Below are 11,027 nucleotides of genomic sequence, written 5' to 3'. Positions count from 1 at the left end.
GTGCCGCGCCTCCGTCCTCGGCCGCTGCGTCGCTTGCCGCCGCGCCGCCCGGCCCGCCCACGCCCCTTGCGCGCGCCGCGCACACGGCGGCGACGGCGGTGTTTTTTTCGGGCTGCGGGAGCGGCAGCTTCGATTGGCGCGGCCTCCGGTAGTGCAGGCTCCGCCGGAGGCGGATCGGCCGCGCGCCGCGCCTCCGGCGGAGCGACCGGGACATCGGCTGCTTCCTCCGCCACCATTCCCGCAGGAGCAGTCGGGCCTGTCGGATACAGCCGCAGGAGCGAATCGTGTATTTTTTGCAGCGGATGCGGCCCCGAGGTGTACGCCTGCAGCGACTCCAGATTGGCGATCGGACGCTTCACGCCGTCCTCGATCCAGAATATGCCGCCGGATTCCGCGCCCTCGAGCACGGAGCCGTCGGGATAAGGGCGAGCGCTCGCAGCATCATACCGCGCCATCGCATCCATCGCCGCGTCCGCTTCGCGCAGCCATTCATTGAGCCTGGAGCGGAACGAAGCAATCCCAAAGACCCTTGACGACGCCTCCAGATTGCGGGCGCCAGCCGCAGCTCTGGCCTGCGGATCGGCGATCAGTCCCGCCGTCAGGCAAGCCAGCTCCTCCACGTCTCCCGGCCTCGCGAGCAGGCCGGCATTGCCCGTCATGCCCAGCACTTCGTTCAGCCCCCCGGAAGCATAGGCCACGACCGGCTTGCCGAACAGCATGCCCTCCAGCGCGGTCAGGGCAAAGCCCTCCTCGACCAGGCTGGGTACGACCAGCAGATCCAGTGCCGGGTAGAACGATTCAATCGCGCTGGTGAACGGCAGGAACTGGATACGTTTTGGATCATGAGCAGCTGCTGCGAGCCGCCGGCATTCTTGCAGGTAGTCCGGGTCGATCGGAGTACCAGCGACGACGAATTTGGCATGGGGTGCGCCTAACATCAGCCGATCGGCCATCCGCACAAAATGATCGACGCCCTTGAACGGCGTCAGATCGGCAGACAGAAAGCCGACCCAAACCTCGTGCTGCCGTATGCCGTACGCGGCGCGCAGTCGCTCGCGGTAAGCCGCCCAAGCGGACGGATCGAACGCCTCCGGATGCCACGACGGATAAAGCAGACGCTTCTTGACCTGCATGTACGCCGTTGTGAACGGTGCAAGCACCGTCTTCGATACGCCGACAATCCAGTCGGTATCGCGGGCAATCGCCCAGGTCGCATCTGTACGATATGCATTCGGCGCAAGCGTCTCTGTGATCAGCCAGGCCGCCGGAATCCCGATCGTTTTGGCCGCTACGGCCGGCAACGCCCCCAGTATGGTGTTGGCCACGACCAGATCGGGTTGCAGCACATGCAGCAGGCCGACGAGCTCGCGATAGCCGTCGAGCCGCTTGAATGCGCGCAGTTGAGCATCCATGTCGGCCGCCGGCGGACGCAGGTAGGGGACAAGCGGGAAATCATGCACCAAAATTCGGATGCTCGCCCGCTCCGCTTCATTGGAGAGCATGCCGTGCTGCGGCACGATCATCGTAATGTCATAACGCGTCTCCAGCTCCTTTGCGACAAAGAGAAGCATTTTTTCCGCTCCGGTAATACGCGCCGGGTCGCTCATGTGGGAGAACAGCAATACGCTTTTTTTTGACATGACACGCGTACCTTCTCATTAAGAAAAAGGCACCGGTTCACCTCCCTCGGATCGACTCCCTACACTATATGGACAGCTACCTTGCTCCGGCACGTCACGTGTACCTATGTGATCGCACATCTTAAGCACTGTACGCAAACCCGAGGCGGGCATAGAAGATGACTGAACGCCAGCACCGCCATCCCGATCGCCATCCCGATTCTCGTTGTCGACACGCCGCGGCTGCTCGGCACGATTCGCGTCGGTCCGGAGAATTTCCAGGGGTCGCTGATTTCAGACTAGCCATGCATTGAGCAACCGGCCGTCCAGCCGTGAACCGCAAAAAAGCCCCTGCCGATTGGGCAGGGGCTTTTTTTTGCGGTTCGCAAGCAACCGCTCGCGCTTAACCTGATCCTGGCTTCCCTATACTTCCGCCTGATACGCTTCCTGGTGGCCCGTCTCCAGGCCTTGGGCGTAGCCCTGGTCGAAGCCTTCGTTGTACGCCTCGTCAAAGCCGGCGTCATACGCCTGATTGTAAGCGACGGCGGATACGGCCGTCCGTTGGCGCCGCGCGCGCAGCCTGCGGCCACGGACGCTTCTTCGCAATCCCTTTCGGTTACGGCCGGCGACCTTGCTTTTGATCCGCGAACGCGATGCAGATGTCCTGGAGGCGCCGCTTTTCCGCTTGCCCTTGGTCATGCTCTCACCTCCCGCCCATTCAAGACGTGCCTGGCCCCGGGTGCTGCACGCACCGGCGCCGCACTCACAGATTGCCGGCTTTGATCTGCGGCGGCTGCAGCAGCGGGACGCCCTCCAGCCCCGGCGGCGAGGCGATCGGCAGCTGTGTCCGGTGCTCGAGTCCCCATGCGGCGATCGCCGCATCGTTGAGGAAGCGATGCATGCGGCCACTCTTGGCTTGGAACACCGCGCCCTCCGGCGTGCACAGCAGTACGCCGTGCTCCTCTGCGCTCAGCTCGGAGGTCCGGCCCAGCCGCTCCTGACGCTGACGCATCTCATCGGCGGTGATCGGCTCGCCGCGCGGCCACGCCCGCAGATCGTGCTGCGATACGCGCACGCCCGACGTCTCGCAGACGCCCGTCACCGGCCGCCGGACCCCGTGCTCGATCCAGTACGGCTGCGGGTGCAGCCCCCGCACGAGCACCGCCGTCGGCGCGGCGTCCGTCGTATGGCTCCGCTCCCCCGGCTGCTGCCACTGCAGCCCGAGCATGCCTGAGGGATCGCTCCACTTGTGCGAGAAAAAAGCGAGATTGCGTCCGTACACCTCGTCGAAGCGCCCCTCCAGCGACTTCATGCTGACGCTGCCGTAGTGATGAATGAAGCAGTCGCGCGCGTTTACCAGCCCGATGCCGTGCAGCCGGGCGCGAATCATATAATCGTCGTCCTCGCAGTTGCCGATGACGTAGCCCTCGTCAAAATAACCGATCCGCAAAAAATCGTCACGCCGCATCAGCAGGCAGAAGCCCATCAGCCGCTCCGTACGGACCCACTGCGAAGGATCGCTGTGGTTGTAGCGCTCGGCGAACTGCTGCATCTCCTCCATCCCCTGGTAGCCGGTCTCGATCTGCTGCTCGCCGCTGATATAATTCGTCACCGGACCGACGATGCCATGGGTCGCATGCAAGCAGTGCAGCATGTTCGTCAACCAGCGCGGCGTCACGACGATGTCGTTGTTGAGAATGAGCAGCGTCGTCCCGCGCGCCATCATCAGCCCTTGATTCACCGAGCCGGCGAAGCCCAGGTTCTCCGCGTTGATGCGGCAGCGTACCCCGCGCAAGCCGCGCAAGTAGTCGGCCGTGCCGTCCTCCGAGGCGTTGTCGACAATGATCAGCTCATAGGGCTCGGTCGTGTACCGCTGGATGCTGGCGACGCATTCCTTGAGATAGTCGACCTTATTGTAGGTTGGAATGACAATGCTCGTGCCCTCGAAAGGTCGGCCGAATGCCCCTGCGCCCTCCTGCAGCCCGCGCGCATAGCCTTCCTGGAGCCCCGCCTCGCGTCCCTGGCGGCGTCCGGCCTGGCGGACGGCATCAAGCTTGGGCCGCGATTGCGATCGCCGCAATCGTCGCATCCGTCGTGTCCGCCGTGTCCGCCGAATCATAAGGCCGCCTCTCCCTTGGCCAGCGCATCGGCGAGATGGCCGAAGTCGATCGCCACCTTGCCCAGCTCGGTCGCGATGCGCTGGGTGAGCACGACCGCGGCGATGCCAGCCGCCACCAGCGCCAGATCAAAGTCCTGCTCCGCGATGCTCTCCATCACACGCGGCACGTCGTCCATCCCGCGCACCGGCGCCACCGCCCCGCTCACAGCGAGCCCGCGGCCGCGCAGCACCTCGGCGAGCGCCGGCGCGACATTGCCGATCAGCAGGATGCGGCGTCCGCGCAGCAGCTCGGGAAGCCTACCCTCGAGATAGAGCACGTAATTAATGGTAGAGAGCGTCATGCGCAGCTCGCGGTAATCGATGCCATGCGCGCGGAAGGCGGCAAAGGCAAGCGGCTGGAAGTTGGGCAAGCGCTGGCCGGGAATGCCGACGATATCGGCATGTCGGACCGCGTGCACCAAGAGATTGCGCGCCTCCGGGTCCGGCAGACGCACGCCGGCGTATCCGAGGAAATGCCCCTGCTCGGCGACCTCCTCCTGCGCCATGACGACATCCTGCGCCAGCGTCAGCAGCTCGCCGTCGCCCAGGCGCACCACAGATAACGGCTGACCGGCGTCGAGCGCGCCGTTCAGTGCGTCCAGCACCTCCTGTCCGCCCCATAGCCGCACCATCTTGTCGCGCAGCTGCGCCACCCCGGCCGCTACGATCTCCCGGGCCGACAGGTCGGGCAGCACCTCCAGCTCGCCGAGCGCCGCATCGACGAGTCCCTCGCCGCCGTCGTACAGACCGCGGGCATAGCTGTCCGCCACCGCCTTCTCATCGACGACCGTCTCCGGCGGCGGCGGCGAAGCGCCCTTGAGCAGCGCGGCGTCGTAGCCGGTATCGTAGCCGCGATTGTAGGCGCTGTCGATCTCGGTGTGGGGCGATTCCGCTTCGGCTCGTCGGCCGCGGACGACCGTTCTTTTTCGCAGCCTGCGCGGATAGCGCCGGCGCAGCCTCATTTTTTTCGTCCGTTTCCGTTTTTTTACTTGCCGTGAAATGTTCATCACCTCATCTCATGCTGATGACCGCCTCCGGCACCCTGACGGCTCAACCGCCGGACGCTTGCTGCTGGACCTGCAGCTCCGGGAAGACGATGCCGAGCAGCGACTGCAGCCTGCTCTTGTACGTGTGGTCGCGCATTGTCCGCGTGAAGCCTCCCGTCGCGATGCGCTGCCGCTCTTCCTCGTGCGTCAGGTAGTACTCGATTTTTTCCGCCAGCTCCTCATAGGAGCCGTAGGTCGCGATCTCCTCGTCCGGGGTATAAAGACTGGGCAGATCCGGACGCATATCGGACAGTTGCATCGCACCGGAGCACGCAATCTCAAAGGTGCGCGGATTGGCCGAATGGGCTGCAATTTTGTGGCTGTTGACATTGATCGTGTCGTCGTCGATGCTGCGGTGGAGGTTGATGACGATCTTGGCGCCGTTGTAATACTGCGCCGTCTCCTGCGGCGTCATCCAGTCGCCCAGCTTGATTTTGTCGGCGAGCTTGCCATAGTTGCGCAGCCGGTCCCACCACCATCCGGAGATGACGACATTGCGGCGCGCGAGCATCGGCGCGAGCCGGTCGATCATCTCGACCCGATTCCAGAAGGCCGTCCCGATGAAGCAGATGTCCGTGAGATACTTGGACGAGGCGCGCTGAGGACGAAAAATCGCCGGATCGGCCGCAAACGGCATGTAGTGCACATTGGCACAGCCATGCTCCTGATAGAACGGCACGCAATTGATCTCCAGCGTGAACACATAATCGAAGCGCGGCGCAATCTCGACCGTCCAGTCCGTGTAGTACGGATCGTCCGTGAACCAGACCGCGGTCGTGTGCCCGGCCTCCCGCATGCGCGCGACCTGATCGGCCGGCAGCACGCCGCCGTTGAGCACGAGCACCAGATCAGGCCGCACCTCGTCGGCCAGCTTCGCAACATCATCGGACGGGCGTGCGATATGCAACTCGTCGATTAGGCCGGTGAATCCGTCGATAATCGCCTGATCCAGCGCCGGGTAGGGGACGTCGATCCCCGCGGTGACATAGATCAGCCGCAGCGGCCTGCGCGGCGCCTCGCCCGGCTGCGGCTCCTGCCGCACCGCCAGTTGCCGCATCGCCAGCTCATGCAGCGCGGCGCGATAGCCGTCCTCGCGGCCCTTGGCCGCGCCGTCGGCGCGGCCGCGCTCGCGCGCTTCGCGCATGGCATGCTTCCGCGCGGCGCCGGCTCGGTTCCTTTGCTTATGCCGTCTTCTCATCGCTCATCTCCGCCCATCAGTCGGCTGCCGGCCTCCAGCAGCGAACGGAAGGTCCCCGCGTCGGTCCACCAGCCTTTCAGCACGTCGTATTCCAGCTCGCCTCTGGCGGCGTATACGTTATTCACGTCCGTAATCTCCAACTCCCCCCTGGCGGACGGCTTGATTCCGCCAATGATGTCATACACCGACGCGTCGTACATATAGATGCCGGTGATGCAGTAGTTCGATTTTGGGCGCTTCGGCTTCTCCTCGATGGAGACGATGTGTCCGCCTTGCAGCTCCGGCACGCCGTAGCGGCGCGCATCCTCGACCTGCTTGAGCAGCACGCGCGCGCCTGTGGCCTGCGCCTCGTAGGCCTGCGCATGAGGAGCGAGCTTATCCTCGAACAGGTTGTCGCCGAGGATGACGACGAATTTTTCGCCGCTGCGGACCATCGGCCGCGTGAGCTGCAGCGCCTGCGCGATTCCGCCCGCTTTGTCCTGCATGTAGTAGGTCAGCCTTACGCCCCACTCGCTGCCGCTGCCGAGCAGTCCGGCATAGAGCGAGGCGGACGGCGGCGTGATGACGAGCGCGATCTCCTCGATCCCCGCCTCCTTGAGCTTGACGATGTTGTGGCAGATCATCGGCTTTTGGCCGACGGGCAATAGATGCTTGTTGACGACCCGGGTGAGCGGGTCGAGCCGGCTTCCGGTACCGCCGGCCAACAGGATGCCTTTCATGCCGCACTCCTCCTTTCCTTCCCGGATCGCGCTACTCCGCAGGCGGAGCGGCGCCCCATTTGGCAATGAATTTGTCGCGATTGACGGCGATCAGCTGCTGCAGCTCGGCTTCGGCCTGCTGGCCGAAGCTGGCGCTGCCGTGATGGAATACGAACACGTCGCCGGCGATCACGCAGCGGTATCCGGCCATTCTGGCTCGCCAGCAATAATCGTCGTCCTCATAATGGCCGGGTGAGAATCGCTCGTCGAGCAGTCCGATTCGCTCCATCAACTCGCGCTTGAACAGCATGCACAGCCCGACGATTCGGGTGCTCTCCCGCCATTTGGACGGATCGGGGTCATTGTGCCGGGCCGCCATATCCTCCACATGGGTGAACGGCTCATCCAGCTGCTGCCGGCCGCTGGCGTAGTTCGTCATCGGACCGACGAGGCCGATGTCGCCGCTGCTGGACAGGCAGGCCAGCATATTGTTCAGCCAGTTGCGGGTGACCAGGACGTCGTTGTTGAGCAGCACGAGCGCGTCGCCCGAGGCCAATTGCAGGCCGCAATTGCAGGCCGCGGGGAATCCGGCATTGTGCGCCAGCGAGATGAAGGTGACCTCTTCTTGTCTGCACAAGTGCGCGGTGCCGTCGACGGAGCCGTTGTCCACGACGATGATCTCGTGCGGCTGCGGCGTATGCGCCCGGATGGAAGCGATGCATTCGCGCAGCAGCGCGCCGCCGTTGTAGGTGGGGATGATGATGCTCGTTTTGTTCATGCGCGCCTCCTGTCGCTAAGCCATGGTCATCACTCTGCGGCGATAGGGATCGGGGAAGGCCATCCGCTTGCCTTGCGCGGTCAACGCTTCATGGAGCGCCTCGAGATGGTCGCCGACGATCAGCTCCGCTACCGGGTTGTGCTGGCCGGTATTCATTGCGCGGGTCCGATTGCCGGCGATGACGTCGACGCTGGCCGCAGCCCGGATGACGAGCCCGTGCAGCATCGCCAGTACCTGCGCCTTGGGCGGCACGGCCAGATGCGGATGTCCGATGCGCGCGATCGCCTCGCTTCGCATGGCATGCGGCACGGCCGTCAGCGAGTTGATGCCCAGATCGCCTCTGCCCATCACCCGATTGACGAACTCCTTGACCATCGTAACCGCGTCGCGGTCCTCGAAGCGGCCCACATACGGCGAGATATCGTTGAGCACGATATCGCTGCCCTGCGCCGCCGTCAGTGCAAAGGGCACCAGCTCCTCGGCCTTCACCGGAATGTCGCCGTCAAGGAACAGCACGACATCCGCACGCGCCAGCTTGGCGCCCAGCGCCCGTCCGACATCGTGACCGAGCGGCGCATGCGTGTGCACGATGGTGGCGTCGGTCTGCGACCGTACGATGTCGTAGCTGGCATCGCGCGAGCCGTTGATCACCACGATCAGCTCCGTCAGCGGGAGCCGCTGCAGCTCTGCGAGCACACCGCCGATCGTCTCTTGCTCATTCATCACCGTCACCACGGCGCCGACCCGCTGCTCCGTCGGCAGCATGACCCAGTCTCCGATCGGCAGCCCCGATGTCTCGGCACAGCCTGCGAGATAGCGAGCCTCGGCCTGCCGATAGAGCGGCCATGACATCGTGCGCGCCGAGGCGTACCAGGCGCTCCAGCCTGCATGGAGCTGCTGGCGCACGTCCTCGTCCGGCGTGTGGCGTAGCTGGTCGCCGGTCAGCGCCGCTCCCGCCTGCCGACCGGCGGCGTATGCGAGCTGGAGCTGGTGTGCGGCATTGGGCTCGCGAGCCGGCGCAGACCGGCGGAGTCTGCGTCGACCGCGCAGCGTACGGGAGGGACCCGCTCTTTTTTGGCGGCTGCTCCGCCTGGCGCGGATCGGCCTTCTGGAGGCCGCGCGGCGCCGTGCGGTCCGTCTTCGTCTCATCTCATCACCTCACTAGTTCCCGGCTGCGGCTCGCATCCGCACGGCCGCCGCGCGGACCGACCCGGTCGATCGTCCAGTCCAGCGCCTCCAGATGATCGCCGACGATGAGCCGCTCCAGCGGATCCTTCGTCTTGCCGCGCCTCCGTCTGCGATTGCGCCGTCCGACCTCGACATAATGGATGCCGCGCACGACGAGTCCCTGCTGCAGCGCGATGGCCTGCGCCAGCGGCGGCACGGCGAGGTGGTCGCAGCCGATCGCATCGCGAGCGCCGCGGCTGATCGCATGCGGGATCGTCGTCATCGAGGCGCCCTTGAGATCGGCGCGCCCGGCAAAAATATTGAGTGCGTGCTTCGCCAGAATGACGCTGTGCACCTGCGCCTTCGCCACCGGGCCCAAATACGTATTCAGCGCGATATCCGCTCCGCCCGAGGCGACCGCGTGAACGAGCGGCTGCAGATCGCGTGCGGGGATGACAATATCGGCGTCCGTGAAGAGCAGGACGCGTCCCTTCGCCTCGCGCGCACCGATGCTGCGACCGACATCATGGCCAAGCGCCTCATCGTAGCTCAGCACCCGGGCCCCCATGCGGCGTGCGGCCTGCGCCGTGCCGTCGGTCGAGCCGTTGGCCACCACGATCACCTCGGTGCTGGGGTGGACGCGCGCCGCTTCGGCGATGACGGCTGCGATCGCCCGGCGTTCGTTCATCGCCGGGATAATGACCGATACTTCCGGGAATTCCGCGTTGCGAATCGGGCGCGAAGGCTTCCCGGCTCGTTTGCGCAGCTTCGCCCCCCTGCGTTTTGGCATGGTTTCACCTGCCTGTCGGTTGGTGTAGTGGGAGTGTCGTTGCTACCTCATTGTATGTACGGGTCCCCTGGACGCAACGGCATTCGTCCCGCGCACGCCAAGAAATATAGACAGGTGGCCTGTACCATGTGTCCATGCATGGGAGACGCGGCGCTCATACTGTAGAAGAAAGAGAAGCAGTCGGCGCCGTCCTTCCTGACGACGCAGCTTATCTGGGAGAGGAGCAATGCAAGTGAACGCAACTGAATATGTGGGGATTCTGGTCAACGATTCGCTGTATCGAGGGATACCACGCGGCGCCACCGGCCACGAGGCGCTGGGCTGGTATGAGGAAGCCGGAGCCGCGCAGCAGCTGACGCCCTGCTACTTCCGGCTCAAGGATATTCAGGTGCGCGCCGGCACCGTCCGTGCGTATGTACGTCAGGAGGGACGCTATGTACGGAGACGGGTGCGCGTGCCCCAGGTCATTCACAATCGCGCCATCTACTTCACCCGTAAGGCCAGACACAAGCTGTCCCGTCTCGAGCGCAGCGGCCGCCTCGTCTTCAACGGCTGGAATCGGCACAGCAAGCTGCTCATCCATCAGATCATGATGGAAAACGAGGCGCTGCGTCCGCATCTGCCGGCGACCGAGGCGCTCGCGCCCGACCACCTGCGCGGCATGATGGACCGGTACGACTCCCTCATTCTCAAGCCCGCCAGCAGCAGCATCGGCCGCGGCGTGATGAAGCTCGAGCGGGAGGATGAGGGGGAATGGGCGCTCACCTGGCGCAATAAGGGCAGGCTGGTGCGGCATCGGATCGGTGCGGAGCTGCCGCTGTCGCTCATGCGCAAGCTGCAGGCGCGTCGCTACGTCGTGCAGCAGCGACTGCCGCTCGCCCTGCTGAGCGGACGGCCGTTCGACCTGCGCGTCTCGGTGCAGCGCGCCGGCGACGGCGCGTGGACGGTCACCGGTATCGTCGCCAAGGTCGCAGCGCCTGACGCCTTCGTGACCAACGTCGCCCAAGGGGGATCCGTACGTCAACTGGACGCCGTCATGGCCGATCTGGCCGAGGCCGATCTGGAGCAGACCCGCATCGCCATCGAACAATTCGCGCTCCGAGCCGCCGAGCATCTGAGCAGCCGCCTGCCCCACCTCGCCGATGTCGGCTTCGATATCGGGCTCACCGAGACCGGCTTCCCGATGTTCATTGAGTGCAACGGCCGCGACCAGCGCTACAGCTTTCAGAAGGGCGGCATGCCCGCAGAATGGAGAGCCACCTTCGCCAATCCGATCGCCTACGCCCGCTACTTGCTGGACGCGCGGGCGAGCGAGCGCCGCGAAGCGGCAGGCCCCGCCCTGTAGGGCGAACGCGGCCGGCCTGATGCAATCCGCAGATGCATCCGCGCCTGCCTGCGCGCCTGCCTGCGCGCAGGTAATCTCCCCGGCATCCGCGCCGGCGTGTGCAGTAAGGGAGGCGCCCCAGGGGCGCCGGCACGGGTGCAAGCCGCCAGGCGCCGGGGCGCCGGGGCGACCGCGCGGGTGCGGAGCCCCCAGGCGCCAGGACCCCGAGGCGGCCGCGCGGGTGCGGAG

The 11,027-nt window shown here is 65.2% G+C and carries 10 protein-coding genes; 1 reads left to right on the top strand and 9 read right to left on the bottom strand.

All coding sequences use genetic code 11. From position 1 onward, the window contains the following. From IDH44_RS25905 to IDH44_RS25865, 9 genes are all read right to left on the bottom strand, one after another. Positions 1-1,640 (bottom strand): glycosyltransferase family 4 protein (locus tag IDH44_RS25905; RefSeq protein ID WP_190921712.1); only part of this gene is annotated, 1,640 nt, incomplete at its 3' end. Positions 1,641-2,042: 402 nt separating this feature from the next. After that, complete coding sequence (locus tag IDH44_RS25900; RefSeq protein ID WP_190921711.1) at positions 2,043-2,318, bottom strand: hypothetical protein; 276 nt, start codon at positions 2,316-2,318, stop codon at positions 2,043-2,045. 64 nt (positions 2,319-2,382) lie between these two features. Continuing rightward, a complete protein-coding gene (locus IDH44_RS25895) occupies positions 2,383-3,708 on the bottom strand; it encodes a glycosyltransferase family 2 protein (protein ID WP_190921710.1) in 1,326 nt (441 codons plus the stop codon). A 26-nt stretch (positions 3,709-3,734) separates the two neighbouring features. Further along, positions 3,735-4,784 carry a GT-D fold domain-containing protein gene (locus IDH44_RS25890; RefSeq protein WP_223870054.1) on the bottom strand — a complete coding sequence of 350 codons (1,050 nt, stop codon included), beginning with the start codon at positions 4,782-4,784 and terminating at the stop codon, positions 3,735-3,737. Between the two features lie 43 nt (positions 4,785-4,827). After that, on the bottom strand, positions 4,828-6,021 hold the full coding sequence (locus IDH44_RS25885) for a CgeB family protein (protein WP_223870053.1): 1,194 nt from the start codon (positions 6,019-6,021) through the stop codon (positions 4,828-4,830). Beyond that, complete coding sequence (locus IDH44_RS25880; RefSeq protein WP_190921709.1) at positions 6,018-6,740, bottom strand: sugar phosphate nucleotidyltransferase; 723 nt, start codon at positions 6,738-6,740, stop codon at positions 6,018-6,020. The genes IDH44_RS25885 and IDH44_RS25880 overlap by 4 nt, the downstream gene beginning before the upstream one ends. A 31-nt stretch (positions 6,741-6,771) precedes the next feature. Then, the gene (locus IDH44_RS25875) at positions 6,772-7,497 is read right to left on the bottom strand and encodes a glycosyltransferase family 2 protein (RefSeq protein ID WP_190921708.1); all 726 of its coding nucleotides are present in this window, start codon (positions 7,495-7,497) and stop codon (positions 6,772-6,774) included. Positions 7,498-7,512: 15 nt separating this feature from the next. Further along, entirely contained in the window at positions 7,513-8,646 is a 1,134-nt protein-coding gene (locus IDH44_RS25870; RefSeq protein WP_223870052.1) for a glycosyltransferase family 2 protein, read from the bottom strand. Between the two features lie 4 nt (positions 8,647-8,650). Next, entirely contained in the window at positions 8,651-9,454 is an 804-nt protein-coding gene (locus tag IDH44_RS25865) for a glycosyltransferase family 2 protein (protein WP_190921707.1), read from the bottom strand. Positions 9,455-9,686: 232 nt separating this feature from the next. Between IDH44_RS25865 and IDH44_RS25860 the strand changes: the two genes are divergently transcribed. Next, positions 9,687-10,799, top strand: a complete 1,113-nt coding sequence (locus IDH44_RS25860) for a YheC/YheD family endospore coat-associated protein (protein ID WP_317890261.1) — start codon at positions 9,687-9,689, stop codon at positions 10,797-10,799. Positions 10,800-11,027: the final 228 nt, after the last annotated feature.

Source organism: Paenibacillus sabuli (assembly GCF_014705605.1).
GTDB classification, from domain to species: Bacteria; Bacillota; Bacilli; order Paenibacillales; family Paenibacillaceae; genus Paenibacillus_D; species Paenibacillus_D sabuli.
This window is presented reverse-complemented; position numbering and strand designations above follow the sequence as displayed.

Excerpts from the sequence above, each read along its gene's own strand:
- IDH44_RS25895 (WP_190921710.1), bottom strand. The coding sequence starts at position 3,708 with ATGCGACGATTGCGGCGATCGCAATCGCGGCCCAAGCTTGATGCCGTC.
- IDH44_RS25865 (WP_190921707.1), bottom strand. The coding sequence starts at position 9,454 with ATGCCAAAACGCAGGGGGGCGAAGCTGCGCAAACGAGCCGGGAAGCCT.
- IDH44_RS25880 (WP_190921709.1), bottom strand. The coding sequence starts at position 6,740 with ATGAAAGGCATCCTGTTGGCCGGCGGTACCGGAAGCCGGCTCGACCCG.
- IDH44_RS25875 (WP_190921708.1), bottom strand. The coding sequence starts at position 7,497 with ATGAACAAAACGAGCATCATCATCCCCACCTACAACGGCGGCGCGCTG.
- IDH44_RS25890 (WP_223870054.1), bottom strand. The coding sequence starts at position 4,784 with ATGAACATTTCACGGCAAGTAAAAAAACGGAAACGGACGAAAAAAATG.
- IDH44_RS25900 (WP_190921711.1), bottom strand. The coding sequence starts at position 2,318 with ATGACCAAGGGCAAGCGGAAAAGCGGCGCCTCCAGGACATCTGCATCG.
- IDH44_RS25870 (WP_223870052.1), bottom strand. The coding sequence starts at position 8,646 with ATGAGACGAAGACGGACCGCACGGCGCCGCGCGGCCTCCAGAAGGCCG.
- IDH44_RS25885 (WP_223870053.1), bottom strand. The coding sequence starts at position 6,021 with ATGAGAAGACGGCATAAGCAAAGGAACCGAGCCGGCGCCGCGCGGAAG.